The 26,956-nt window shown below is 60.0% G+C and carries 20 protein-coding genes; 7 read left to right on the top strand and 13 right to left on the bottom strand.

Annotated features, from left to right (window positions below):
• Positions 1 to 175 precede the first annotated feature (175 nt).
• The 6 genes from ligA to ACFO24_RS08485 form a co-directional block, all read right to left on the bottom strand.
• Positions 176 to 2,287: an NAD-dependent DNA ligase LigA gene (gene ligA, locus ACFO24_RS08510; RefSeq protein ID WP_377737940.1), complete on the bottom strand. Its 2,112-nt coding sequence runs from the start codon at positions 2,285 to 2,287 to the stop codon at positions 176 to 178.
• A 31-nt stretch (positions 2,288 to 2,318) separates the two neighbouring features.
• Positions 2,319 to 3,587, bottom strand: a complete 1,269-nt coding sequence (locus tag ACFO24_RS08505) for a cell division protein FtsZ (RefSeq protein ID WP_377737939.1) — start codon at positions 3,585 to 3,587, stop codon at positions 2,319 to 2,321.
• 37 nt (positions 3,588 to 3,624) lie between these two features.
• A complete protein-coding gene (smc, locus tag ACFO24_RS08500; RefSeq protein WP_377737938.1) occupies positions 3,625 to 7,155 on the bottom strand; it encodes a chromosome segregation protein SMC in 3,531 nt (1,176 codons plus the stop codon).
• Positions 7,156 to 7,338: 183 nt separating this feature from the next.
• Positions 7,339 to 8,169 carry a DUF4377 domain-containing protein gene (locus ACFO24_RS08495; protein ID WP_377737937.1) on the bottom strand — a complete coding sequence of 277 codons (831 nt, stop codon included), beginning with the start codon at positions 8,167 to 8,169 and terminating at the stop codon, positions 7,339 to 7,341.
• Positions 8,170 to 8,205: 36 nt separating this feature from the next.
• Positions 8,206 to 8,976, bottom strand: coding sequence for a glycosyltransferase (locus ACFO24_RS08490; RefSeq protein ID WP_377737936.1), 771 nt, complete (start codon positions 8,974 to 8,976; stop codon positions 8,206 to 8,208).
• Positions 8,977 to 8,983: 7 nt separating this feature from the next.
• Entirely contained in the window at positions 8,984 to 9,451 is a 468-nt protein-coding gene (locus ACFO24_RS08485; protein ID WP_207576027.1) for a YhbY family RNA-binding protein, read from the bottom strand.
• Between the two features lie 32 nt (positions 9,452 to 9,483).
• Here ACFO24_RS08485 and ACFO24_RS08480 point away from each other — a divergent pair, with 32 nt between their 5' ends.
• The 5 genes from ACFO24_RS08480 to ACFO24_RS08460 all read left to right on the top strand — a co-directional run bounded on the left by ACFO24_RS08480 (position 9,484) and on the right by ACFO24_RS08460 (position 15,035).
• Positions 9,484 to 10,149: an RlmE family RNA methyltransferase gene (locus ACFO24_RS08480; RefSeq protein WP_207576028.1), complete on the top strand. Its 666-nt coding sequence runs from the start codon at positions 9,484 to 9,486 to the stop codon at positions 10,147 to 10,149.
• A gap of 152 nt (positions 10,150 to 10,301) precedes the next feature.
• A complete protein-coding gene (gene ftsH / locus ACFO24_RS08475; RefSeq protein ID WP_377737935.1) occupies positions 10,302 to 12,236 on the top strand; it encodes an ATP-dependent zinc metalloprotease FtsH in 1,935 nt (644 codons plus the stop codon).
• Between the two features lie 81 nt (positions 12,237 to 12,317).
• Entirely contained in the window at positions 12,318 to 13,151 is an 834-nt protein-coding gene (gene folP, locus ACFO24_RS08470; RefSeq protein WP_377737934.1) for a dihydropteroate synthase, read from the top strand.
• 30 nt (positions 13,152 to 13,181) lie between these two features.
• Positions 13,182 to 14,513, top strand: a complete 1,332-nt coding sequence (gene glmM / locus ACFO24_RS08465; RefSeq protein WP_377737933.1) for a phosphoglucosamine mutase — start codon at positions 13,182 to 13,184, stop codon at positions 14,511 to 14,513.
• 72 nt (positions 14,514 to 14,585) lie between these two features.
• Complete coding sequence (locus ACFO24_RS08460) at positions 14,586 to 15,035, top strand: hypothetical protein (RefSeq protein ID WP_377737932.1); 450 nt, start codon at positions 14,586 to 14,588, stop codon at positions 15,033 to 15,035.
• A gap of 43 nt (positions 15,036 to 15,078) precedes the next feature.
• Here ACFO24_RS08460 and ACFO24_RS08455 read toward each other — a convergent pair whose 3' ends face one another.
• The 6 genes from ACFO24_RS08455 to ACFO24_RS08430 all read right to left on the bottom strand — a co-directional run bounded on the left by ACFO24_RS08455 (position 15,079) and on the right by ACFO24_RS08430 (position 21,749).
• The gene (locus ACFO24_RS08455) at positions 15,079 to 16,038 is read right to left on the bottom strand and encodes an NAD(P)H-dependent flavin oxidoreductase (protein ID WP_207576033.1); all 960 of its coding nucleotides are present in this window, start codon (positions 16,036 to 16,038) and stop codon (positions 15,079 to 15,081) included.
• Between the two features lie 126 nt (positions 16,039 to 16,164).
• On the bottom strand, positions 16,165 to 17,955 hold the full coding sequence (locus ACFO24_RS08450; RefSeq protein ID WP_377737931.1) for an acyl-CoA dehydrogenase C-terminal domain-containing protein: 1,791 nt from the start codon (positions 17,953 to 17,955) through the stop codon (positions 16,165 to 16,167).
• A gap of 96 nt (positions 17,956 to 18,051) precedes the next feature.
• Positions 18,052 to 18,984: an electron transfer flavoprotein subunit alpha/FixB family protein gene (locus ACFO24_RS08445; protein ID WP_377737930.1), complete on the bottom strand. Its 933-nt coding sequence runs from the start codon at positions 18,982 to 18,984 to the stop codon at positions 18,052 to 18,054.
• A gap of 13 nt (positions 18,985 to 18,997) precedes the next feature.
• Positions 18,998 to 19,747: an electron transfer flavoprotein subunit beta/FixA family protein gene (locus ACFO24_RS08440; RefSeq protein WP_207576036.1), complete on the bottom strand. Its 750-nt coding sequence runs from the start codon at positions 19,745 to 19,747 to the stop codon at positions 18,998 to 19,000.
• Between the two features lie 232 nt (positions 19,748 to 19,979).
• A complete protein-coding gene (locus ACFO24_RS08435; protein ID WP_377737929.1) occupies positions 19,980 to 20,777 on the bottom strand; it encodes an enoyl-CoA hydratase in 798 nt (265 codons plus the stop codon).
• An 18-nt stretch (positions 20,778 to 20,795) separates the two neighbouring features.
• Positions 20,796 to 21,749: a histone deacetylase family protein gene (locus tag ACFO24_RS08430; protein ID WP_377737928.1), complete on the bottom strand. Its 954-nt coding sequence runs from the start codon at positions 21,747 to 21,749 to the stop codon at positions 20,796 to 20,798.
• Positions 21,750 to 21,792: 43 nt separating this feature from the next.
• On the opposite strand from ACFO24_RS08430, the gene ACFO24_RS08425 reads away from it, so the two are divergent.
• Together ACFO24_RS08425 and ACFO24_RS08420 are read left to right on the top strand one after the other, a co-directional pair.
• Positions 21,793 to 22,710, top strand: coding sequence for an AAA family ATPase (locus tag ACFO24_RS08425; protein WP_207576039.1), 918 nt, complete (start codon positions 21,793 to 21,795; stop codon positions 22,708 to 22,710).
• Positions 22,707 to 23,705, top strand: a complete 999-nt coding sequence (locus ACFO24_RS08420; RefSeq protein WP_377737926.1) for a DUF58 domain-containing protein — start codon at positions 22,707 to 22,709, stop codon at positions 23,703 to 23,705. Before ACFO24_RS08425 ends, ACFO24_RS08420 begins: the two co-directional genes overlap by 4 nt.
• A 24-nt stretch (positions 23,706 to 23,729) precedes the next feature.
• Here the strand turns inward: ACFO24_RS08420 and ACFO24_RS08415 are convergent, their stop codons facing one another.
• A complete protein-coding gene (locus ACFO24_RS08415) occupies positions 23,730 to 26,942 on the bottom strand; it encodes a type I restriction endonuclease subunit R (RefSeq protein WP_377737925.1) in 3,213 nt (1,070 codons plus the stop codon).
• Positions 26,943 to 26,956: the final 14 nt, after the last annotated feature.

Below are 26,956 nucleotides of genomic sequence, written 5' to 3'. Positions count from 1 at the left end.
GGATTTTCGGGCACACAAGGGCAATGCCGTACTCGTTTGTGGCTCTACTACGGTGAAATATCCGGGCTAAATGCGCCCAGCCCCGCGCCGAGCCGCTGCCCAGAACCAAACCGATTTTCGGGCTGCGCCGGGAGGCTGGGGGCATGGCTTGGTCTCCTTGGAGTGAATGCGGTTTTCAGGGCGCTGGCGCGGCAGGGGCTTGCAGCCGCGCCAGCATGGCCGCTTCGTCCAGCACGGGCACGCCCAGCTCCTGGGCCTTGGCAAGTTTGCTACCGGCATCGGCCCCGGCCACGAGAAAACTGGTTTTCTTGCTGACGGAACCAGCCACTTTGGCACCGGCCGCTTCCAGCAGCGCTTTAGCGGCATCGCGGCCCAAGGTTGGCAAGGTGCCGGTGATCACCACCGTCAGCCCCGCCAAGGCTTGGGCGTGCTGCGGCTCGCCTGGCCCCTGCGGCCAGTGCACACCGGCGGCTTGCAAATCGGCCAGCACTTGACGGTTGTGCGGCTCGGCCAAAAAGCGGTGGATGCTGTGGGCCACGATGGGGCCAACGTCGGGCACGCGCAGCAAATCGTCTTCGCTGGCGGCCAGCAAGGCATCCAAATCACCAAAATGGCGGGCCAGCTCTTTGGCCGTGGCTTCGCCCACGTGGCGAATGCCCAGGGCAAAAATAAAGCGGGCCAAGGTGGTGGTTTTGGAGCGCTGCAGCGCGGCCAGGATATTGAGCGCCGATTTTTCGCCCATGCGCTCCAGGCTGGACAGGGTTGCCACATCCAAGCGGTACAAATCGGGCAGGCTGTGGATGAAATGGCCATCGACCAATTGATCGACCAGCTTCTCGCCCAGCCCTTCGATGTCCATGGCGCGGCGGGCGGCAAAGTGCAACAGGGCCTCTTTGCGCTGGGCGCTGCAAAACAGGCCACCGGTGCAGCGGTGGTTGGCCTCGCCCTTTTCGCGCTCGACCACACTGGCGCAGATGGGGCAGTGTGCAGGCATGCGAAAGTTGGGCACATAGGCCGGGCGGGGCTGGACGATGCGGCCAACCACTTCGGGGATGACATCGCCGGCGCGGCGCACGATGACGGTATCGCCCACGCGCACGCCTTTTTTACGGATTTCAAACAGGTTGTGCAGCGTGGCGTTGGTGACGGTCACGCCGCCCACGCTGACCGGCTCCAGCCGCGCCACGGGGGTGAGTTTGCCGGTGCGGCCCACTTGCACATCCATGCCCAAGAGCACGGTGGGCATTTCTTGCGCCGGGTATTTGTGCGCCACGGCCCAGCGCGGCTCGCGGGTGATAAAGCCCAGTTGCTGCTGCAGCGCCAGGGCATTGACTTTGTAAACCACGCCATCAATCTCATAGGGCAGGCGGCTGCGCTCTTGCCCCAGGCGCTCGTGAAACGCCACCAATTCAATAGCACCTTGCGCAATACTGACCTGCTCTGCCACCGGAAAACCCCAGTTTTTTAATTGCTGCAACAGCGCGTAGTGGGTGGCAAACTGCGGCCCGCCCTGGGCTGGCGGGGTGACAGCCCCAATGCCATAGGCAAAAAACGACAAGGGCCGCTGCATGGCGATGTGCGAATCGAGCTGGCGTACCGACCCGGCGGCCGCATTGCGCGGATTGGCAAAGCGCTTGGCCCCGGCGGCCTCTTGCTGGGCGTTGAGGCGCTCAAAATCGGCGCGGCGCATGTACACCTCGCCCCGCACTTCCAGCACGGGCGGAGCACTGGCGGGCAATTGCAGGGGAATTTGCCGAATGGTGCGGATGTTGTGCGTGACATCTTCGCCCACCTCGCCATCGCCGCGCGTGGCCGCTTGCACCAGGCGGCCGGCTTCGTAGCGCAGGCTCATGGCCAGGCCGTCGAACTTGGGTTCGGCCACGTACTCGATGGGCGGGTCTGATTCGGTCAGCCCCAATTCCCGGCGCATGCGGGCATCAAAAGCCTGCGCTCCGGCTGCGGTGGTGTCGGTTTCGGTGCGGATGCTGAGCATGGGCACGGCGTGGCGCACGGGGGCCAGGCCATCGCGCACCGCACCAATCACGCGCTGGGTGGGGGACTCGGGGGTGATGAGCTGGGGGTACACCTCTTCCAGCGCTTGCAGCTGTTGAAACACGCGGTCGTACTCGCCATCGGGCACGCTGGGGGCATCGCGCACATAGTATTCATGCGCCCATTGCAGCAATTGCTGGCGCAGGGTTTGCACTTTATCAACTACGTTTTTAGGAGCTTCTTGCGCTTGGATTGATTGGCTTTCTAAGCCAAATAAGTCTAAATTCGCTGTCATACGTACGCAACAAGCTCTCAAATATGAAGTATCAACTGAACAAGCGCCGGGCCAGGGGCGAGCCTGCGGCAAAGTCTCGGGCGCTCAACGCGGCATACAAGCCACTCAGATCCACCCCGATTTGCTCCAGCATGGGTAGCGGCAAGGGGTTGCCATCGGGGTCGCACAGCACCCCGTCCATGGCCACGCCCAGGCGCTGCAGCACCTCGCACAGGCGCTCGAACGGGGCTTGGGTTTGCGCCACTTGCGGCACATCCAAGCTGAGCAGCACGTCGTACACGGCGGTGCGGTCCAGGTCTTCGGCCTGGGCGGCTTGGGCATCAAAGGCCAAGGTCAATAGCGGGGGCAAGCCCGGTTCAGCGGCAGGCAGCACCATGCGCCCTGGCATCGCCGCCGGCACAAAGCCCAACGCTCCTGCGTGCTGGGCGATGTAACCGGGGCTCCAGGCCGCCCGGGTGGGGCGCAGCATAAAGTTCAGTTGCGCATCGTGCTGGCTGGCAAATTGGTCCAGCTCGCGGGCGCGAAAGACTTCGTGCAGCATGTCGGGCAGCTCCACGCCAACGTTCAGGCTGTCGGCAAAGGTTTGCACTTTGGCGACAAACTCGGAAAACTCAATCTCATTGAGCGCGCCCAGCCGGTTGGCCAACTGCACCCCGGCTTGCAACTGGTCGTAGCGCTGACCGGCACGCACGATTTCCCACTGGCCGCTGAGCAGATTGCGCCCCTCCACCTGAAACAGCTTGCTGCCTGCGCGGCGGGTGGTGGGCTGCGCTTGCAAGATGGCCTCTCCGGCCAGGGGCTGCTCCAAGGGCAGTTGGGCAATGGCATCGAGCAGGGCATCCAGCTGCGGGCGGGTAGCGGCAGGCAACACACCAGACCCAGCAGGCGTGGCCGAGGGGGCCACCGGGCTGGGGGCGGCGGGCGCAGCCACCGCAGGGGCCACCGAGGGCCCAGCGGCATGGGCCGCTTGCGCCTGCAGCGGCGCGGCAGCGGCCAGGGCAAAGGGTGCCTCCAGCCCAGGCTCCACATGGCCCAAATCAAACGCCTGCCCGGCAGCAGGGGCGGCTTCAGGCTCAGCGCCCACAGGGGCGGGTGCCGCCGGGTGCGTGCTGGCCTGGGTGATGTCCACCCCGCCCAGGTCCGGCTCTTGCCGCAGTGCGGCGTTGGTGCCATGCGCAGCCTGCCCCTGTGGCCGGGCCTTGCGCGGCGCGGCGCGGCGGTAGGCCCAGGCGTTGTAGGCCAGCACCAAGCCTAAAAAAACGATGCCCAAAATGGCCAAGCTGATTTGCAAAGTACTCATTGCGGTATCCCTGTGCTTTGAAATGTCATGGTGAGGCTCACGTTTGCGCCATGGTAACGGTGGAAAAGCCAAGGGCCGCTTCCATGTCCACGGCCACAATGCGCGATACGCCTTGTTCTTGCATGGTCACGCCAATCAACTGTTCGGCCATTTCCATGGCGATTTTGTTGTGGCTAATAAATAAAAACTGGGTTCCACGGCTCATGTGGGCGACCAATTTGGCGTAGCGCTCGGTGTTGGCATCGTCCAGCGGCGCATCCACCTCATCGAGCAGGCAAAACGGTGCCGGGTTGAGCTGAAAAATGGCAAACACCAGGGCAATCGCGGTCAGCGCCTTCTCCCCGCCCGAGAGCAGATGGATGGTTTGGTTCTTCTTGCCTGGCGGCTGGGCCATGACTTGCACGCCTGCGTCCAAAATTTCGTCGCCGGTCATGATCAGTCGCGCTTGCCCACCACCGAACAACTCGGGGAACATGCGGCCAAAGTGCGCATTCACCGCGTTGAAGGTGCCCGAGAGCAGTTCGCGCGTTTGCGCATCGATTTTTTGAATCGCCCCTTGCAAGGTGGCCATGGCCTGGGTCAAGTCCTGCACTTGGGCATCCAAAAAGGTTTTGCGCTCGGTGGCCAGTTGCAGCTCTTGCAGCGCAGCCAGATTCACCGCCCCCAGGGCGGTGATTTCGCGGTGCAGGCGGTCAATTTCGGCCTGCAAGCCGTGCAGGCGCACATTGCCCTCGGTGATCGACTGCGCAACAGCGGCCAGGTCTGCCCCGGCTTCTTCGAGTTGCTCGGCATATTGGGCACTGCCCAGGCTGGCGGCTTGCTCACGCAGTTGAAATTCGGTGATGCGCTGGCGCATGGGCTCCAGGGTGCGCTGAATCTGGCTGCGCAGCTCATCGCTGGCCCGCAGCTGCGCAGTCAGCCCTTCGTACTCGCTGCGGCGCTGGGCCAGGGTGTGCTCGCACTGGGTTTTGCGCTCTAACGCGTCTTGCAGGCCGCCTTGGGCGGCCGCATCGCTCAGGCGCTCGGCCTCAGCGTGGGCGCGTTGCTCTTCTTGCGCCAAATCGCGCATTTGCTGTTCTGCGGTTTGCAAGCTGCGCTGCAGTTCGGCTTGCCGCGCTTGCAGGCTGCGCTCGCCAAACCGCGCCTCTTGCGCTTGGCGCTCCAGGCTGCGCAGCTGCTCGCGGGCGCTGTGCAGTTGCTGCTGCGCGGCCATGGCACGGTCTTCCTCCTGGGCGTGCTGCTCTTGCGCCTGGGCCAGCTGCGCATCGAGTTCTTCAAAGCGGGCCTCGGCCTCGGCGCTGCGCTCTTGCAGCCCTTCGAGCAAGGCCCGCACTTCATCGCTGTCGGCCTGCAGCTGCTGGCTGCGGCTGCTGGCTTGCTCCATTTGCTGCTGCAGGCGCAGCCATTGCACTTGGCTGTCATGTGCGGCCTGCTGGGCCTGCTGGGCTTGGCGGCGGGCGCTGACCAAGCCAGCGCTGGCCTGCTGGTAAGCGTGGTCCGCCCGGGCCAGCGTGGTTTGGGCATCTTCTACCAGCAGCTGCTGGGCACGCAGGGCTTTGTCCAGCTGTTCTATCTCTTGGGCGCGGGCCAGCAACCCCGATTGCTCGCTGTCTTGCGCGTAAAAGCTCACGCTGTGCGCGGTCACTGCATGGCCAGAGGCGATAAAAATAACCTGCCCATCGCCCAACTGGGCGCGCTGGGCCAGCGCTTCATCCAGGCTATTGGCCGTGCTGCAGCCGTGCAGCCAATGGGCCAAAACAGCCCGCAGCCCCTCATCGCCAGTGCGGATTTTTTGCATCAAGCCCTGGGGGGCTGAAGCATGGCCCGCCGCAATGTTGGCGGCCGAATAAAACGCCAGCCGGGTCGGCGGTGCCGCACTGGTCGTGGCAAAACCGCGCACCGTCTCCAAGCGGCCAATGTGCAACGCGCCCATGCGTTCGCGCAGGGCCGCTTCCACCGCATGCTCCCAACCGGGCTCAACGGCAATGCGCGTCCACAGCGCAGGCAAGCTCTCCAAGCCCTGCGCGGCCAGCCAGGGGTGGAGTTTGTCGTCGGTTTTCAGCTTTTCTTGCAGGGCTTGCAGGGCTTGCAAGCGGGCCGACAGCTCGGCATGGCGGGCGTTTTCATGGTTTACGGCCTGCTGGCTGCTGCGCCGCGCTTCTTCCAGGGTGGGCAGGCTGTCTTGCAATTGCTGGAGGGCCGCTTCGACCAGTTCGGCGGCCTCTTGGGTGAGCGCATGCTGTTCTTGCACGGCTTGAATCTGCGCCGGGTCCGGGCTGACCAGGGCTTGGCGCTCGGCCCGCAAGCGCTCCAGGCGGTTTTCTTGCTGGCGGCTTTGTTCTTGCAAACTGCGCTGCTCAGCGGCCAGTACCTGAATGCGTTGCTGCACCTGCACGACCTGCTGGTGCTGCTTTTGCGCCTGCGCTTGGGCGCGGTGCATGGCCTCTTCCAGAGCCGGCAAACAATCGGTTTGCTCTTGCACTTGCGCATCCAATAGCTCGGCCTGTTCTTGGGCATCCATGCCACTGGCGCAGAGTTCTTCCAGCTCCAACGCGGCCGCTTCTTGGCGCTCTTGCCACTGCTGGGTTTGCTCGGCCAGCTGCTGCAGGCGCTGGGCGATGCGCTGGCGGCCTTCGAGCACATAGCGAATTTCGGTTTCCAGCTTGCCCACCTCGGCGGTAGCGGCATACAGCTGGCCTTGGGCTTGGTTTACGGCATCGCCGGCGCTGTAATGCGCCTGGCGCTGGCTTTCCATGTCCGCCTCAATGTGGCGCAGCTGGGCCATGCCTTCTTCCAGGGCATTGACGGCCTCTAAGCCCTGGGCGCGGATGGCGGCCAAGTCGCCCTCGGCATCTTGTTTTTTCAGCAGCCACAGCTGGTGTTGCTTCAAGGTGGCGCTGGCGTTCAGGGCGTGGTACTGGGCGGCGACTTCGGCTTGTTTTTCGAGTTTTTCCAGGTTGCTGCCCAGCTCGCGCAGGATGTCTTCAACGCGGGTGAGGTTCTCTACCGTGTCGTGCAAGCGGTTTTGCGTTTCACGCCGGCGTTCTTTGTATTTGGAAACGCCCGCGGCCTCTTCCAAGAACAAGCGCAGCTCTTCGGGGCGGCTTTCAATGATGCGGCTGATCGTGCCCTGGCCAATGATGGCGTAGGCCCGAGGCCCCAGCCCGGTGCCCAAAAACACATCCTGCACATCGCGGCGGCGCACGGGCTGGTTGTTGATGAAATAACTGCTGCCGCCATCGCGGGTGAGCACGCGCTTGACGGCGATCTCGGTAAATTGATTCCACTGCCCACCGGCGCGGTGGTCGTGGTTGTCGAACACCAGCTCGACACTGGCGCGGCTGGCCGGTTTGCGGTGGGTGGTGCCATTAAAAATCACATCCTGCATGGATTCGCCACGCAGCTCGCTGGCTTTGGACTCACCCAGCACCCAGCGCACGGCATCCATGATGTTGGATTTGCCGCAGCCATTGGGGCCCACCACCCCCACCAACTGCCCCGGAAGCATGAAATTGGTTGGTTCCGCAAAGGATTTGAAGCCCGAGAGCTTGATGGACTGAAGGCGCACAACAATACAAAATAAATGGCCCTACTCTCCAACAGAATAGGGCCATAAATGATAACGCGGCCCAGCGCATCAGAAGGCCAGAAGAAGGCTTTATTTTTAAAACAAAAAGTTAAAAATCTGATGCAAACAAAGTGGAGCAAGCTATTTTTTTAAAAGCAAAGCATCCCGCTTTTCGCCTGGCAATCACCGCTGCACTTCGGTCTCGACCACCATGTCTAAAACATACACATAGCGCGAAGCATCGGCGGGTGGATTGGGGTTGGTAAAGCGTTTCAAGCGCAGCACATTGCGCTCACCCGCACGGTGCTCAAAGCCTTGGATCGTGTCGAAAAAGTTCTCCCATGGGCCCACGTTTTGCTTCAAGCCTTGCGCATTGAACTCCAGGCTGCGCACTTGCAGGCACTGGGCATCCGCCATCAGGGGATGGGGGCAGGCTTGTTTCTGCGGTGCCACTTCCAAAAAAATTCGCTCGGGCTTGCCATACACCACCTCGGGCTTGACCTGACCCTCCAGCACCCAGCGCTGGCCATCGGCAAAGGCAATTTCCAAAGTGTGCCCTTGCAGCACACGCCACGATTGGGCCAGCGGCAAAGCCATGCGCACGTGGTCCTCGGCCGCCATCACATCGGCATCTGCGCACGCCATCATGGTGGCCGCCAAGGGGTTGACCTGCAGCCGTGCCTCCCGCGCTTGGTAGCTGCCATGCAAGGTGTTGCACAGGCCTTTGACGACCACACTTTGACCATCGATAAAGTTCAGCTGCAGCTTGGCCACAGCAGCCTGTCCCCACGCCTGGGACTGGGGCTGGGCCGGCCCCTCGATTTTGGCCAACGTCCAAACCTGGGCTTGCAAATCCAGGGGGGTTAGAGCAGCGGCCTGTGTTGGTGCCGAGGGTGCTGGTGTCGAATTTGCCATGGTCGCACCCGTTTCTTTTTGCTGAGGTGCCGTGGTTGCTGCGCAGCCGGCCAAGCCGATCGCAGTGGCCACGACCACGGTTTTTATGATTGCGTTCATAGCGATAAAACTTTCTTTTTTGCCACTACCAACGGCTTATTCGCGCCAATGCTCGGCCACCCAGCGGGCTGGCCGGATAAACCGAAAACGCCGGTTGCGCCGCCCTGCCAAGGCATCGGGCGGGTTGCATTCGCCGTGAAAAATCACAATGCGGGCATCTTCCGGGACAAACGGTGGCTGCCAATAATTCGTTGGCCAAGTGGGAATGCAGTGGTACTTGAAGCTGGGGCACCACGGGGCAGGCCAGTATTGCAACTTCCCTTGCTTGTGCAGAACGTCGGACAAATACGCCTGTTCATTGCGAAATTGCTGGCGAATTTCGTCGAAATGCCCTCGAAAATACTCCAAGACATCCGGGTGTGCCCCCAGCTCAAAGCGATAGACCGACGAGTTGCCCGTCACCCGCCAAGGACGTTTGTGGTCATGAATGATGAGAAATTCCCCTGGATGGGTAAAAAACTCATCCAACGGGCCGGTAACGACCACATCCACATCCAAAAACAAGGCCGTGCCGCGCAAGCCGTGCAAGTCAGCCGCAAAAGTCGTCAGCTTGGTCCAGCCGCGCTCAGGAATACCCGGCGGCAAATCCAGCGAAGGGATCGGCAAACACTGCACCTCCGGGCGAATGCCCTGGGCGTTATCGGTCAGGCAAACAAAGTTGAAATCACCTTGCAAGTGCCGCCGCACCATGGCGTACAGGCGATTGACATATTCCGGGCCGTACTTGGTGCCCCATTTCATGCACAAAATGTGGCGCTGCGGCTGCGACTGGGCAGAAAGCTCAGAACGAGCAAACGGGCTGGTCATGGCCGAGTTACGCGCCTTTTTTCAGCGACTTGGGCGAGGTTTTCTTCGCACGCTTGATCGAACCACCTGCCGTGAGGCGCTGGTTGCCCAGCACACGCACTTGCTTGACCGTGGGCTTGGTGCCCGGGCGGCCAAATTGGAGCAGCTTCACATCGCGGGGGCCTGCTTTGCGGTCTTCGTCGAAGGCTTTGGTTTTTTCTGGCTGCGGGCGCCACAGCACCAGCAATTTGCCAATATGCTGAATCGGCGCAGCATTCAACTCTTCGCAAAGCACTTGGTACATGGTTTCACGCTGGGCACGGTCATCACCAAAAACGCGCACTTTGATCAGGCCATGGGCGTTCAAAGCGGCATCGATTTCTTTTTGTACACCAGGGGTTAAACCATCCGCACCAATGAGCACAACAGGGCTCAGGTGGTGGGCATTGGCGCGGTGTTCCCGGCGCTGGGCGGGGGTCAATTGAATTTGAGGCATCTGCGTATTATCAAGTCTGTGAGAATTTTGCGATGAAGATTCAAACGAAAAGCAAGAAAGTCAATAAAAACTGGTTGCACCAGCACATCAACGACCCTTATGTGCAAGCCGCCCAGAAAGACGGTTACCGCGCCCGCGCAGCCTACAAGCTCAAAGAAATTGACGAGGCCTTTGGCCTGATTCACCCAGGCCAGGTCGTGGTGGACTTGGGCTGCACCCCGGGGGCCTGGAGCCAATACCTGCGCCGGCGCATGGCCCCAGACGGCGCAGCCGCCGGCCAGTTGAACGGCACCATTATTTCGCTCGATCTGCTGCCCATGGAGCCGATTGCGGGCGTGCAATTCATCCAGGGCGATTTTCGCGAGGATGCCGTGTTGGCCCAACTGGAAGCCGTGCTGCAAGGCCGTCCGGTGGATGTGGTGGTCTCGGACATGGCCCCCAACCTCAGCGGCCACAGCAGCACCGATGCCGCGCGTGTGGGCCATTTGATTGAATTGGCCATCGACTTTGCCAGCCGCCATCTGCGCCCCGGCGGCGCTTTGGTCACCAAAGTGTTCCACGGCCCGGGGTACGACGCGCTGGTACAACTCTTTCGCGCGCACTTTGCGCAGGTCAAACCCCTCAAACCCCTGTCTTCCCGGGCCAAATCCACGGAAACTTTTTTAATTGGCCGCACCCTTAAACACCCAATGCGTTGATTTCTTAACTCTGCAGAGACCTTTCAACCCGGGCAAGCACCTCGTTGAAGACAAGCTTATGACGATGGTGCTTGAAACGCCTAAAATCAGCCTCAGTTGCATCGCAGCGCTTTTTATTTTTTTCGTCCCTCTCGTCCTTATTGGAGCCCCGCTTGAACAATCAGTGGTTTTCTAAAATTGCCGTCTGGCTCATTGTGGCCATGGTGCTGTTTACTGTTTTCAAGCAGTTTGATACTCGCAGCACCGTGGGCACGGGCTATATCGGTTATTCCGACTTCCTGAACGAAGTAAACAACAACCGCATCAAAAGCGCCACCATCCAAGAAGGCCCCGGCGGTACCGAAATTGTGGCTTTCACCACCGATGATCGGCGTGTGCGTACCACTGCCACCTATCTGGATCGCGGCTTGGTGGGCGACCTGATTGATAACAACGTCAAATTCGACATCAAGCCCCGCGAGGAAGGCTCCTTCTTGGTCAGCCTGCTGCTCAGCTGGGGGCCCATGCTGCTGTTGATTGGTGTCTGGGTTTATTTCATGCGCCAAATGCAAGGCGGCGGCAAGGGCGGTGCGTTCAGCTTTGGCAAAAGCAAAGCCCGCATGCTTGACGAGAGCACCAACACTGTCACCTTTGCCGACGTAGCCGGTTGCGACGAGGCCAAAGAAGAAGTCAAGGAAGTGGTCGATTTTCTCAAAGACCCTAGCAAGTTCCACAAGCTGGGCGGGCGTATTCCCCGTGGTTTGCTGCTGGTTGGCCCACCGGGTACGGGCAAGACGCTATTGGCAAAATCCATTGCTGGAGAAGCCAAGGTGCCGTTCTTCAGTATTTCAGGCTCCGACTTCGTGGAAATGTTCGTCGGCGTGGGCGCGGCCCGCGTGCGTGACATGTTTGAAAACGCCAAGAAAAACGCCCCCTGCATCATCTTCATCGACGAAATCGATGCCGTTGGCCGCCAGCGCGGTGCCGGTTTGGGTGGTGGCAATGATGAGCGCGAGCAAACCCTCAACCAGATGCTGGTCGAGATGGACGGTTTTGAAACCAACCAAGGCGTGATTGTGGTGGCCGCCACCAACCGCCCAGACATTCTGGATGCCGCCTTGCTGCGCCCAGGCCGCTTTGACCGCCAGGTGTATGTAACGCTGCCCGACATCCGGGGCCGCGAGCAAATTCTGGCCGTCCACATGCGCAAAATCCCCGCTGGGCAAGATGTGAACCCCTCCATCATCGCCCGGGGCACTCCAGGTATGAGCGGGGCTGACCTGGCCAACCTGTGCAACGAAGCGGCGCTGATGGCTGCCCGCCGCAACGCCCGCATGGTGGAAATGCAGGACTTTGAAAAGGCCAAAGACAAAATCATCATGGGCCCCGAGCGCAAAAGCATGGTCATGCCCGAAGAAGAGCGCCGCAACACGGCCTACCATGAAGCCGGTCACGCACTGATTGGCCGCCTGCTGCCCAAATGCGATCCGGTACACAAAGTCACCATCATCCCCCGTGGCCGCGCCCTGGGCGTGACCATGAGCCTGCCGGAAAAAGACCGCTATTCCTACGACAAAGAGTTCATGCTCAACCAAATCGCCATGCTGTTTGGCGGGCGCATTGCCGAAGAAGTGTTCATGGGCCAAATGACCACGGGCGCGAGCAATGACTTTGAACGCGCCACGCAAATTGCCCGCGATATGGTGACGCGCTACGGCATGACCGACGCTTTGGGCCCCATGGTGTATGCCGAGCAAGAAGGCGAGCCTTTCCTGGGGCGCTCGATGAGCAAAGCCAGCAACATCAGCGAAGAGACGATGCAAAAAGTCGATGCCGAGGTGCGCCGCATCATTGACGAGCAATACTCTTTGGCCCGCAAGCTGATCGAAGAAAACGCCGACAAAATGCACGCCATGGCCAAAGCCATGCTCGAATGGGAAACCATCGACATGACGCAGCTCGATGCCATCATGGCCGGTGAAGAGCCCCAGCCCCCCAAGGACTGGACACCCCGCGTGCCCAAGTCCCCCGATGACAGCAGCCCGCCCCCGACCAATGGCGGCGCATCTGCCACCGACAGTGCGCAGCCCTCGCCCAGCGCCTCGTAAGCGCGCCGGCACAACCACCGCACAACCAGCTGAAGGGGCCTCACGGCCCCTTTTTCACGGCACCAACTTCCAAATAAAACCATGGCGCTTTGGCAAACCACCCGCTTTCGTTTAGACCTCACCCGCCCTTTGGTAATGGGCATTGTGAACAACACCCCCGATTCTTTTTCGGATGGTGGCCACCACCACAGCGTGACCGCAGCACTGCGCCATGCCGAAAAACTGCTCAAAGACGGTGCCCATATCCTGGACATTGGTGGTGAATCCACCCGCCCCGGCTCCCCTGCCGTCCCCTTGGAAGAAGAGATGCGCCGCGTACTGCCTTTTGTGCAAGCGGCCGTGCAGTTTGGCGTGCCAATTTCGGTCGATACCTACAAAGCCCAGGTCATGCAAGCCGTGCTGGATGCGGGTGCCGACATCATCAACGACGTGTGGGCACTGCGCCAACCTGGGGCCCAGAGCGTGGTTGCCAACCATCCCCATTGCGGCGTGGTGCTGATGCACATGCACAAAACCCCGCAAGACATGCAGCAAACCCCCATGCAAGGCGATGCCGTGGCCCAGGTGCAGAACTTTCTAGCGCAACAAACCCAGGCCCTGCTGGCCCTGGGCATTGAGCGCCAGCGCATCGTGTGGGACTACGGCATTGGCTTTGGCAAAACCGTGGCGCAAAATTTTGCCCTGCTGGCCCACCAGACCGCACTGACCCGCCAAGGCTTTGCCCTGCTGGCCGGTTGGTCGCGCAAAAGCTCTTTGGGCCAAGTAACAAACCTTTCCGTCGAAGAGCGCATGGTGCCCAGCGTGGCCGCTGCAGTCTTGGCCGTCGAGCGCGGCGCACGCATTGTGCGCGTGCACGATGTGGCAGAAACTGTCAGCGCCTTGGCCGTTTGGCAGGCCATGCACGACAACGAATAACACCTTCCCTCACTTTCCCTCCCAACTCCTATGGCACGTCAATTTTTCGGCACCGATGGCATTCGCGGCACGGTAGGCCAAGCCCCGATCACCCCAGATTTTGTTTTGCGCCTCGGCCATGCCGTGGGCCGCGTCTTAAAGCGCAGCCACGACAAACCCCTGGTGCTGATTGGCAAAGACACGCGCATCTCCGGCTATATGCTGGAGGCAGCGCTGGAAGCCGGTTTGAACTCCGCCGGGGCCAGCGTCATGCTGCTGGGGCCCCTGCCCACGCCGGGTGTCGCCTACTTAACCCGGGCCCAGCGGGCGCAGCTGGGCGTGGTGATCAGCGCCAGCCACAACCCCTATCCCGACAATGGCATCAAATTCTTCAGCGCCCAAGGCACCAAGCTGCCGGACGACTGGGAAGAAGCCGTCGAAGCGGCCCTGCAAGAGCCCCCCCAGTGGGTCACCGCAGCAGAGCTGGGCAAAGCGCAGCGTCTGGACGATGCGGCAGGCCGCTACATTGAATTTTGCAAAAGCACGTTTGCCAGTGACTTGTCACTGCACGGCTTGAAAATCGTCGTCGATGCCGCCCATGGCGCGGCCTACCACATCGCCCCCAAAGTCTTTCACGAACTGGGGGCGGAAGTGCTCTCCATTGGGTGCCAGCCCAATGGCCTGAACATTAACGACCACGTTGGTGCCACCCACCCCGAGGCCCTGGCCCTGGCGGTGCGCGCCAACCATGCCGATTACGGCATCGCCCTGGATGGTGATGCCGACCGCCTGCTCATGGTCGATGCCCAGGGACGCATCTTCAACGGCGATGAGCTGCTCTACCTCATGGTGCAAGACCGCCTGCAGCAAGGCCAAAGCATTCCCGGTGCCGTGGGCACCCTGATGACCAATATGGCGGTGGAGCTGGCCCTGCAGCAGCAAGGCGTGGCCTTCATTCGGGCCAAAGTGGGCGACCGCTACGTGCTGGAGCAACTGCACGCCCAAGGCTGGCAACTGGGGGGCGAGGGCTCGGGCCACCTGCTGGCGCTGGACAAACACTCCACCGGCGATGGCCTGATCAGTGCCTTGCAAGTGCTGCAAGCCTGCGTGCGCAGCGGCAAAACGCTGGCTCAACTGCTACAAAATTTACAGCTATTTCCGCAAGAATTAATTAACGTTCGATTGCGAAAAGATCAAAATTGGCAAGAAAATCAGGCGCTAAAAGCTATGCAAACAGAAGCTGAACACGCCTTAGCCGGACAAGGCCGGGTGCTGATTCGCGCCAGCGGCACCGAGCCCTTGGTGCGCATCATGGTCGAAGCCCAAGAAGCCCAGCACGCCCACGACTGGGCCCAACGCTTGGCCGACACCTTGCGCAATTGATGCGCGTCAAATCAGGCGGGTTTGATATATAGCAAATCTGTGTTTAACAGCCCGCCTGACAATCGCGCGACCATGACCGCTTCGCCCACTTTTTTGCACCGCACACACCGCCCCTGGGGGATGGTGCTGGCCGTTTTGGCGCTGTGCATGCAGCTGTGGGCCGGCCAAGCCACTGCAGCCCATTTTGGCCAGGCGGTGGTCGATGGCACTTGGCGCAATGATCTTTGCCGCACTGAAAATACCCCGGGGCTGGACCCCCACACCCTGCAGGCGCTGTGCATCAGCGAGCATTGCCCCGCTTGCAGCGTGGCCGGCAGCAAGCCCCTGCCCCCTTCAGCGGCAGGTGTATTAACCGCTGCAGCGCTGCACAATGCACCCCCCAGCAGCGATGGCCAAAACCAACATTCCAGCACCACGCGGCTGCGCCCGCCGGCCCAGGCCCCACCGGCCATGCCACCCCACCAGGCTTTGGCAGCAGCCACCCCGCTGCCACCAAGAATGACTCTTCATACCTCCAGCTAAGGTTTTCAGCTGGAGGTTTTTTTATGCCCCATGGCGCTTCGATTTACCCCAACTGCAGCCGCTGGCGGGCCGCTTGGTATTGCTGTTGCAGCTGGGCGACCAACTCCGCCGCCGGCTGCACTTTGTCAATCGCCCCAATGCCCTGGCCGCAACCCCAGATGTCTTTCCAGGCTTTGGCCGCAGCATCACCACCAAAATTCATTTTGCTGGGATCGGCCTCGGGCAAGTGCTCCGGGTCGAGGCCTGCAGCCCGAATCGACGGGGCCATGTAATTGCCATGCACGCCGGTAAACAGGTTGGTGTAAACAATGTCGTCTGAATTGCCATCAACAATCGCCTGCTTGTAGGCTTGGCTGGCGCGGGCCTCGGCCGTGGCAATAAAGGCCGAGCCGATGTAGGCAAAGTCTGCGCCCATGGCCTGGGCCGCCAAAATGGCCCCGCCCGAGGCGATGGCACCAGACAGCGCCAGTGGGCCATCAAACCACTGGCGAATTTCTTGCACCAAGGCAAACGGACTTTTGCTGCCCGCATGGCCGCCCGCACCTGCCGCCACGGCGATCAGGCCATCGGCCCCTTTTTCAATGGCTTTGTGGGCAAATTTGTTGTTGATGATGTCGTGCAGCACCACCCCGCCCCAGCTGTGTACGCCCTGGTTCACATCCTCACGCGCGCCCAGGCTGGTAATGACCAGCGGCACTTTGTACTTGGCACAAAGCTGCATGTCCTGCTCCAGCCGGTCGTTGCTTTTGTGCACGATCTGGTTGATGGCAAACGGTGCGGCAGGCTGGTCGGGGTGGGCGGCATCCCAGGCGGCCAGGGTTTCGGTGATTTCAGCCAACCAATCATCCAGTTGCGCCGCAGGGCGGGCATTGAGCGCGGGCATGGCACCTACGATGCCCGCCTGGCACTGGGCAATCACCAGCTGCGGGTTGCTGATGATGAACAAGGGCGAGCCGATAACCGGCAAGCGTAAATTTTGTAAAACAGCAGGAATGCGTGACATGGTGGAAGTCTCCTCACAGCCCAAATAAAGTAGAGCTTTTTGCGCTTGTTATATATATGTTTTTTGAATAAAAACACCTAAATATCAATATTCATAAGCGCAAGAAGCTATGGTTTTTAATGATTCTTAAAATGCCTCCAGCGGCAAGGCGCAAGCGCTTTCGCCCCCAGTACACACGGTGTGTGCCAGGCCGGGCACGCGGGTCAGAATGTGCTCGGCATAGAACTGGGCCGTGATGATCTTGGCCTGCATGAACGCTGCCTCTTCGCCAGCGGCCAGCTTGTCCTGGGCCACCAACAGGGCGCGGCCCATTTGCCAGCCTGCGACCAAGTTACCGGTCAGCATCAGATAAGGAACGCTGCCGGCATACACCGCATTGGGCGAGGCCTTGGCCTTGCCTGCCACAAAGTCCACCGTTTGCAAGAAAGCTTCGCGGGCCGTTTGCAGGTGGCGGGCCATGGACAGGGCGGCGGCGGTGCCGCTGGCGTGCAGATCGGCCTCGGTTTTGGCAATTTGCTCAGCAATGGCGCGGGCGCTTTGGCCGCCGTCGCGGGCTGTTTTACGGCCCACCAGGTCGTTGGCCTGGATGGCGGTCGTGCCTTCGTAAATGGTCAAAATTTTTGCGTCGCGGTAGTACTGCGCTGCACCCGTTTCCTCGATAAAGCCCATGCCGCCATGCACCTGCACGCCCAGGCTGGTCACTTCCAGGCTCATCTCGGTGCTAAAGCCTTTGACCAGCGGCACCATGAATTCGTAGAAGGTGGCATTGGCCTGGCGCACGGCCGCATCGGGGTGGTGGTGCGCCGCATCGTAAGCCGCCGCCGCTGTGGTGGCCATGGCGCGGCAGCCTTCGGTGAAGGCCCGCATGGTCATCAGCATGCGGCGCACATCCGGGTGGTGGATGATGCTGGCCGCGCCCGGCACGCTGCCATCCACCGGCCGGCTTTGCACCCGATCGCGGGCGTACTGCACGGCGCGTTGGTAAGCGCGTTCGGCCACGGCAATGCCTTGCACGCCCACGCCGTAGCGGGCGGCGTTCATCATGATGAACATGTACTCCAGCCCACGGTTTTCCTCACCGACCAGGTAACCGATGGCACCGCCATGGTCACCAAACTGCAGCACGGCGGTGGGGCTGGCCTTGATGCCCATCTTGTGCTCAATACTCACGCAGTGGGCATCGTTGCGCACACCCAGGCTGCCATCGCTATTGACCAAAAATTTCGGCACCACAAACAGGCTGATGCCTTTTACACCTTCGGGCGCACCGGCCACGCGGGCCAGCACCAGGTGCACGATGTTTTCGGCCATATCGTGCTCACCGTAGGTGATGAAGATCTTGGTGCCAAAAATTTTGTAGCTGCCATCGGGCAAGGGTTCGGCCTTGGTGCGCACCAGCGACAGGTCGGAGCCGGCCTGGGGTTCGGTCAAGTTCATCGTGCCCGTCCACTGGCCAGAGATGAGTTTTTCAAGGTATATGGCCTTGAGTTCGTCACTTCCCGCCATCAGCAAGGCCTCAATGGCCCCATCGGTGAGCAAGGGGCACAGGGCAAAACTCAGGTTGGCGCTGTTGAGCATTTCCAGGCACGCAGCACCAATGGTCTTGGGCAGGCCCTGGCCCCCAAAATCGACCGGGTGTTGCAGGCCCTGCCAGCCACCTTCGGCAAACTGGGCAAATGCTTCTTTAAAACCAGCAGTGGTGGTGACGACACCATCGTTCAGGCTGGACGGGTGCTTGTCGCCCACAATATTCAGCGGCTCAATCACGCCCTCGCACAGCTTGGCGCATTCTTCCAGCACCGCTTGGGCCGTTTCCAGGTTGGCATCTTCGAAACCGGGGATTTGGGTCACTTGGTCCAGATTGGCCAAGTGCTCCATGGCAAACAGCATGTCTTTGACAGGGACAGAAAAACTCATCACAGATCTCCTAATTTTCAAAAGAACGATCGTTCTATATCACTACTTACGTATAAAAAAAGGGGGACAGGCCCCCTTTGTTATTTGGTCCCTGGCTTACAGGGCTTTGACCAGTTCAGGCACCGCCGTGAACAGGTCGGCCTCCAGCCCATAATCGGCCACCGAGAAAATCGGCGCTTCGGGGTCTTTGTTAATGGCCACGATGATTTTGGAATCTTTCATCCCAGCCAAGTGCTGGATGGCCCCCGAAATACCGCAAGCAATGTACAGCTGGGGCGCAACGATCTTGCCGGTTTGACCCACTTGCAAATCGTTAGGGGCGTAGCCCGCATCGACCGCCGCGCGCGAAGCGCCAATGGCCGCGCCCAGCTTGTCAGCCAGCGGGGTGATCACTTCGTCAAACTTCTCGCTGCTACCCAGAGCACGGCCACCGGAGACGATGATCTTGGCGGCAGTCAGCTCGGGGCGGTCGCTCTTGGACAGTTCGCTGCCCACAAAACTGCTCTTGCCCGAGTTAGCCACGGCAGCCACTGTTTCTACAGCAGCGCTGCCACCGGTAGCCGCTGCAGCGTCAAAACCGGTGCCGCGCACGGTGATCACCTTCACAGCATCGCTCGATTGCACCGTGGCAATGGCGTTACCGGCGTAGATGGGACGCTCAAAGGTATCGGCGCTCACCACTTTGGTGATGTCAGAGATTTGCGCTACATCCAGCTTGGCCGCCACACGAGGAGCTGCGTTTTTGCCGCTGGCCGTCGCAGGAAAAACAATGTGGCTGTAGTTGCTGGCCACCGCCAACACTTGGGCGGCCAGGTTTTCGGCCAAGCCGTTTTTCAGGGCAGCGCCATCGGCGTGCAGTACTTTGGCTACGCCAGCAATCTGGGCGGCGGCCAGGGCCACAGCGGCAGCGTTTTCACCGGCCACCAGCACGTGGACATCGCCACCGCAGGCCATAGCGGCCGTGACGGTGTTCAAGGTTGCGCCTTTCAAGGAGGCGTTGTCGTGTTCAGCAATAACGAGTGTGGTCATTTTCATATCCTCCTTAGATCACCTTGGCTTCGTTTTTCAGCTTTTCGACCAAGGTGGCCACATCAGGCACTTTCACACCGGCTTGGCGACCAGCGGGCTCAGCCACTTTCAAGGTTTTGATGCGCGGGGCCACATCCACACCCAGGTCTTCGGGGGTGACGGTGTCCAAGGGCTTTTTCTTGGCCTTCATGATGTTGGGCAGGGTCACAAAGCGCGGCTCATTCAGGCGCAGGTCGGTCGTGATGACAGCAGGCAGGCTCAAAGCCACAGTTTCCATACCGCCATCGACTTCACGGGTGACGGTGGCTTTATCCCCAGCAACTTCTACTTTCGAGGCAAAAGTAGCCTGGGGCAAATCGGCCAGAGCCGCCAGCATTTGGCCGGTTTGGTTGGCATCATCATCAATGGCTTGCTTGCCCAAGATCACCAAGCCAGGCTGCTCTTTGTCTACCAAGGCTTTGAGCAATTTAGCCACCGCCAGGGGCTGCAGCTCAGCATCGGTTTGCACCAGGATGGCGCGATCGGCACCAATCGCCATGGCGGTGCGCAGCGTTTCTTGGCACTGGGTCACACCGCAGGAGACGGCGATCACCTCAGTGACGACACCCTTTTCCTTCAAACGCACCGCCTCTTCGACGGCGATTTCGTCAAAGGGGTTCATGCTCATTTTGACGTTCGCGATATCAACGCCGGTTCCGTCCGATTTGACGCGAACTTTGACGTTGTAGTCCACCACGCGTTTGACTGGGACCAATACCTTCATGCTACGGCTCCTTCTGTCCTTAAATTGACGTTTACGTAAACTGCACATTCTAGGGCAGGAAATTTAGACTTCCCAACCATTACCAATGGTGATTGCAGAAAAAACCAAGGTTCAAAAAGAAATTTGGTCAAAATGCATCCAACACTTTAAATAGAACGATCGTTCGATTTTAGTGGACTACCGCTCTTTTTCAAGCTTTTTTATCCTCTAAAACCAAGGGGTAACCCTAGGATTAATGTCGCCAAGCAGGCAGGCGCTTTTCCGCAAAGGCCTGCGCACCCTCTTGGGCATCGGCATCCATCATATTCAGCGCCATGGTCTGCCCAGCCAATTGGTAAGCTGCCTCCAAGCCCATCTCACGCTGGCGGTAGAGCATGGCCTTGCCCATCCGAACTGCGGTCTGGGGTTTTTGCAAGATGGCCGTTACCAGCTTGTCCAGCTCCACATCCAAACTGGGGGCTGCCACCACGCGATTGACCAAGCCTTGTGCCTGAGCAGTCTGGGCATCGATAAAGTCACCGGTCAGCAGCATTTCCATGGCCTGCTTGATAGGCAGATTGCGCACCAAAGGAACGCTGGGGGTCGAGCAGAACAGCCCATAGTTAATCCCGCTGGTGGCAAAGCTCGCCTCTGTACTGGCCACCGCCAAATCGCATTGCGCCACCAGCTGGCACCCCGCTGCCGTGGCCATGCCGTGCACACGGGCAATGACTGGCACAGGCAAATTTTGGATGGACAGCATCACCCGTGAGCACTGGGCAAACAGCTGCTGGTACCAGGCCAGCTCTGGGTGGGCGGACATTTCCTTCAAATTGTGCCCGGCACAAAACGCTTTGCCACTGCCTGCCAGCACCACAACCCGCAGCTGCGCATCCTGGGCCAAAGTGTCCAGCACCTGCTGCAATGCCGCCAGCATTTCCTGCCCCAGGGCATTGAACCGCTTGGCATCATTCAAAGTGACTGTCGCCACCCCACGGGCATCGCGCTCAAGCAGTACCAAGCCTTGATCTGCCGTATTCCTCTCACCCATTGCTCACAATCTCCTCAATTAAACATCGGCCAAAACACGCAAATGGGCTTCCACACTGCGTGCCAGTGGACTCATCATGTAGCCGCCTTCCAAGCAGGAAACAATGCGCCCTTTGGAAAACCGGCGGGCAACATCCTTGATTTTTTCGGTAATCCAGATGTAGTCGTTTTCAGTCAGCCCCATTTGCCCCATATCGTCCTCGCGGTGGGCATCAAAACCGGCGCTGATAAAAATCATTTCGGGCTTAAACGCTTCCAGGCGCGGCAACCACATCATTTCAATCATCTCGCGCACCTCCATGCCTTTGGTATAGGCAGGCATGGGCACGTTCAGCATGTTCGATGCAGGCTCTTTATCGCCGCTGTACGGATAAAAGGGATGCTGGAAAAAACTCACCATCAATACCCGATCATCTCCGGCCAGAATATTCTCTGTGCCATTGCCATGGTGCACATCAAAATCAATCACGGCCACGCGTTCCAGATTACGGCGATTGACGGCATGCAAAGCGGCGATGGCCACATTATTGAAAAAGCAAAACCCCATGGCCTTATCCCGGCAAGCGTGGTGGCCAGGCGGGCGAATGGCGCAAAAGGCGTTTTCCAACTCACCCGATAACACGGCATCGGTTGCCGCCAGTGCCGCACCGGCTGAATGCCGCGCCGCATCAAACGTAAACGCGTTAATCGACGTATCGGTATCGATTTGCGCATAATCCGGGCCGCCTGCCTGCTGCTCTTCCAACAAGCGCTCTGTCAATCCCCGCAGTGAAGCGACATACATGCGATCATGGGCCAGCTCAATATCTTCCCACGTGGCCTGCGGTGCATCGATGCGCTCCAGCGCATCAAAGACACCGCTGATGAGCAAACGATCTTCAATGGCTGATAACCGCTCAGGACACTCGGGATGACCGGGACCCATTTCATGTTTACGAAATAAAGAATGGCTGTAATACCCAGTTTTACTCATAAGTTCTTGTCTCCGATTTCCTTCTTTTTCACTTCATTTACGCATGTTCACACAAACGATTGAATCTCTATTGCTGCAGCTTAACACGGTGCTTGTCGGCAAAAAACAGCAGGTGCAGGACTGCGTGACCTGTTTGTTGGCAGGAGGACATTTATTACTGGAAGACATCCCCGGGGTAGGGAAAACCACCCTGGCACACGCTTTGGCCCACAGTTTTGGCTTGCAATTTTCCCGGGTGCAATTCACCGCCGATTTAATGCCCAGCGACCTCACAGGCGTAAGTGTTTATGAAGCCGCCGAACAAGGCTTTCGCTTTCACCCCGGCCCGGTGTTTGCCCAAGTGCTTTTGGCCGATGAAATCAACCGCGCCAGCCCCAAAACCCAAAGCGCCTTGCTCGAAGCCATGGAGGAAAAGCAAGTAAGCATCGAAGGGCGCAGCCACCCATTGCCCACGCCATTTTTTGTCATTGCCACCCAAAATCCGCTGGAGCAACTGGGCACCTACCCGCTGCCAGAAAGCCAGTTAGACCGCTTTTTAATGCGCATCAGCCTAGGCTACCCCAACCGCGAGGCCGAATTGCAGCTGCTGCAAAACCATGGCCACCGCCAGCTGGCCGATGCCCTGCCCGCCCACATTGATAGCACCACCTTGGCACAGCTGCAAGCGGCCGTCCTGCAAGTGCATGCCGCTGCGCCTTTGCTGCACTACATCCAGGACTTGCTGGAGGCCTCGCGCAATGGGCAATGGTTTGCACAAGGCCTGTCGCCCCGCGCTGGCATCGCCTTGCTGCGTGCCGCCAAAGCCCACGCCCTGATTCAGGGCCGCGACTATGCCGCCCCAGACGATGTGCAGGCCATTTTTGTGCAAACCATGGCCCACCGCTTGCACCCCATCGCCAGCGCCGGGCGCAGCAGCAGCGCACAAGCCCAGGCCATGCTGGCAGCCACGGCCCTGCCATGAAGCAGCAGCGCCCCCCTCGCCTTTCCTGGTGGCAACGGCGCTGGCAGCATTGGCTGGACGCACGCCACCCACCCGGCGACCAGCACACCCTTAGCCAGCGCAGCATTTATATTTTGCCGACCCGGGCTGGTTGGTTTTTAGGGCTGACCTTGCTGATCTTGCTGGTGGCCTCGATCAACTTTCAACTCAACCTGGGCTACCTGGTCACCTTCTGGCTCTTGGCGGCCGCTGCGGCCAGCGTGGGGGTGGCGCATCGCAACCTGCACGGACTGCAAATTCAGCTGGGGGCCTTGTCCCCGGTCTTTGCCGGACAAGCGCTGGATATTCCGATCCAGCTAAAAAACTCAAAAAAAAGAGCACGTTACGCTGTTGCTATAAGATTTTTAGAGCAAAAAGACAATAAATCTTTTGTTCTTAATGACGTTACCACTAGCCAAAACACCGCTTTAAGCTTTACCCCGCGCACCCGTGGCTGGCAGCCCTTGCCCAAAGTGCTGCTGCAATCGCTCTACCCCCTGGGGGTATTTCGTTTATGGAGCTATTGGCAACCGCACAGCCGCATCCTGGCCTACCCGCAGCCCGAAACCCCCTGCCCGCCCCTGCCCTCAGCGCACAACCCCGCCGCCCCCCCCACCAGCGCGGCCGCACCACAGTCCGGCCAAGGTCAGCACGACAGCGTGCGCCCCTACCAGCGCGGCGACCGGCTGCGCGACATCGTTTGGAAAAAATCGGCCCAAACCCTGGCCAGCGGCAGCGGGGATTTGGTGGTGCGCAGCTACCACCCCCAAAGCGGACACCTGCTCAGCCTCGATACCGAAGCCACCGGCCTGCACGAGCGCGAAGCCCAGCTCTCGCGCCTGACCTCCTGGGTGCTGCAAGCCCACGAAAAAAACCACCGCTGGGAGCTGCGCCTGCCCAGCGGCACCCACATTGCCACCGACAGCGGGCCGCTGCACATGCAGCGCTGCCTGCAGGCGCTGGCACTGGAGCCCTAAGCAAGCAGCGCGCGCAGGCCCCCCTCAGCTCCACTGCTCGCCCAGCGCCTTGGCCTGCTCTAGCACCATCTCCACCGCACTCTCGGCGCAATCGGGTGGGTACTTGTATTTTTTCAGCACGCGCTTGACCATCAGGCGCAACCGGGCGCGTACGCTTTCGCGCTCGGCCCAGTCCACGGTCACGTTTTTACGCAGGTTATCGGTCAGCTCTTGGGCAATTTTTTTAAGGATTTCGTCGCTCAGCTCGCGCACCGCCGATTCGTTTTCAATCAGCGCTTCGTAGAACTTCACCTCGTCCTCGCTCAGCCCCAGCACCTCGCCGCGCCGCGAGGCTTCGCGGAACTTCTTGGCCATCTCGACGAGCTCTTCCATGACCTGCGACGACTCAATGCTGCGGTTTTGGTAGCGTGTTACCACATTGCCCAGCAGCTCAGAAAACTTTCTCTGCTGCACCACGTTGGTGGCAAAGCGCGATTTGATCTCGCCTTCCAGCAAGCGCTCCAGCAACTCCACGGCCAAGTTGCGCTCGGGCAGGTTCTGCACCTGCGCCAAGAATTCATCGTCCAGCAGGCCGATATTGGGTTTGTCCAAGCCCACAGCGGCAAAGATATCGACCACATCCTCACTCACCACCGCCTGGTTGATGATTTGGCGGATGGCCGCATCCTTGGCCTCGTCAGACAGTTTTTTCTTACTGGCATCGCGCTTGGTCAGTATCACCTTGATGGCCTGCATAAAGGCCACCTCGTCACGCAGTGCCTTGGCCTCATCCAGCGTGCAGCACAGGCTAAAGGCTTGGCTCAGCGCCAAGGCGTTGTCGCAAAAGCGCTTCTTGCCATCGCGCTCGCCACCGGGCTGTGAGGGCGGCAGGCCCAGCACATGGTCGGCACCGGCTTTGAGCGATTGGTAGCCATCCGTGCGAAAGCCGCTCCAGTCACAGCCGTGCAGCAGGGCTTTAAGCACATCCAGCTTTTCTAGCATCACCGCCAAAGCTTCGCGCGCATCCACCGTGGGCTTGCCACGGCCTTTACTGGCGGTGTACTCCTTCATGGCAGCTTTGAGCTCGTTGCCAATGCCAAGGTAATCCACCACCAGGCCGCCTTGCTTGTCCTTGAACACCCGGTTCACGCGGGCGATGGCCTGCATCAAGTTGTGGCCCTTCATGGGCTTGTCCACGTACATGGTGTGTACGCACGGCGCATCAAAGCCGGTGAGCCACATGTCCCGCACGATGACCAACTTCAGTGGGTCGGCGGGGTCTTTAAAGCGTTTCTCCAGACGCTTCTTGATGGCCGCGCCATAGATGTGCGGGCGCAGCAGCGCTTTATCGCTGGCGCTACCGGTCATCACAATCTTGATGGCCCCGTGCTCAGGGTCCTCGCTGTGCCAGTCGGGGCGCAGTTGAACGATGGCGTCGTACAGGTGCACGCAAATATCGCGGCTCATGGCCACCACCATGGCCTTGCCCCGGTTGGCGGCATTGCGGGCCTCAAAGTGGGTCACGATGTCCAGCGCCACGCTGTCAATGCGTGTTTGTGTGCCCACCACTTTTTCCAGCGCTGCCCATTTGCTTTTGGACTTGGCCTGCTGGTCTTCTTCCTCATCCTCGGCCAGCTCATCCACTTCATCATCCAGCAGCGGCAGCACCTCATCATTGAGCTTGAGCTTGGCCAAGCGGCTTTCGTAGTAGATGGGCACCGTCGCCCCATCCTCCTTGGCCTGCTGCATGTCGTAAATGTGGATGTGGCTGCCAAACACTGCCTCGGTGTTTTTGTCGCTGCTGCTCACCGGCGTACCGGTGAAGGCTACAAACGTAGCTTGCGGCAGCGCATCGCGCAGGTGCTGGGCGTAGCCTGCTTGGTAGGTCAGCACCTCATGCTCTGGCGGGGCAAACTGCGCTTGCTGCGCCACAGGCTGGCCATCGGTCGTCAATGGCACGCTGGGGGTGGCCACTGGATACTTGGCTTTGCGGATTTTTAACTTGGCGGCAAAGCCATATTGCGTGCGGTGCGCCTCATCGGCCAGCACCACAATATTGCTGCGCTCTGACAGCACGGGGAAGGTATCTTCATCCTCCCCGGGCATAAACTTTTGAATCGTGGCAAAAATAATGCCGCCCGATGGGCGATTAGCCAGCACCTGCCGCAGCGCTTGGCGCGTGTGGGCCTGCACCGGCTGCTCGCGCAGCAGGTCTTGGGCCAGGCTGAACACGCCAAACAGCTGCCCATCTAGGTCATTGCGGTCGGTAATCACCACAATCGTCGGGTTCTGCAGTTGGGGCTCTTGCAGCACCCGCGCGGCAAAGCAGGTCATGGTGATGCTCTTGCCCGAGCCCTGCGTGTGCCACACCACCCCACCCTTGCCGCGCACCGTGGCGGCCGCATCTTTGTTGGCCGCCTCCAGCACCCGCGCAATCGCCGCACGCACCGCGTGGTACTGGTGGTAGCCCGCCACTTTTTTCACCAAGCGGCCATCGTCTTCAAACAGCACGCAATAGCGCAGGTAGTCCAGCAAAATTTCTGGTGCCAGCACACCGCGAATCAGTGTTTCCAACTCGCCAAACTCGCCCAGCGGGTCAATGTTCACCCCATCGATCGTGCGCCACTGCATATAGCGCTCACGGTCGGCTGAGAGCGAGCCCATGCGTGCCTCTGCGCCATCGCTAATCACCAGCAGCGCATTGGTGCGAAACAGCTCGGGGATTTGCGCTTTGTACGTCTCTATCTGGTCGTATGCCATCCAGATATCGGCATGCAAGTCGGCGGGGTTTTTTAGCTCCATCACCACCAGCGGCAAGCCATTCACAAACAGCACAATATCCGGCCTGCGCGTGTGGTGCTGGCCCTTCACGCTGAACTGGTTCACCGCCCAAAACTGGTTGTTGGCCACCTTGCCCCAATCCACCAGCTTGGCCAAATCGCCACGGGTTTCACCCTCCACTTGGTAGCTCACCGGCACGCCATTGACCAGCAGCTTATGAAACGCACGGTTCGATGGCAGCAGCGCCGGCACGCCCAAATCCAGCACCTGGGCCAATGCCTCATCGTGCGCCGCTTGCGGCATGTGCGGATTCAGCCGCTGCAGGGCTTTGCGCAAGTTGTCTTGCAGCAGCACCTGCTGGTAGTTGCTGCGCAGCGGGGTGCTGCCATCGGGGGCAATGTCCAGGCCGTGCTTGACGGTGTAGCCCACCTGGGCCAGCCATTGCAGTGTTTCTTGTTCGAGTTGGTCTTCTGTCATTGCTCCTGCCTTGG

The sequence above is a fragment of the Comamonas denitrificans genome (assembly GCF_042654745.1).
Taxonomy (GTDB): domain Bacteria; phylum Pseudomonadota; class Gammaproteobacteria; order Burkholderiales; family Burkholderiaceae_C; genus Comamonas; species Comamonas denitrificans.
This window is presented reverse-complemented; position numbering and strand designations above follow the sequence as displayed.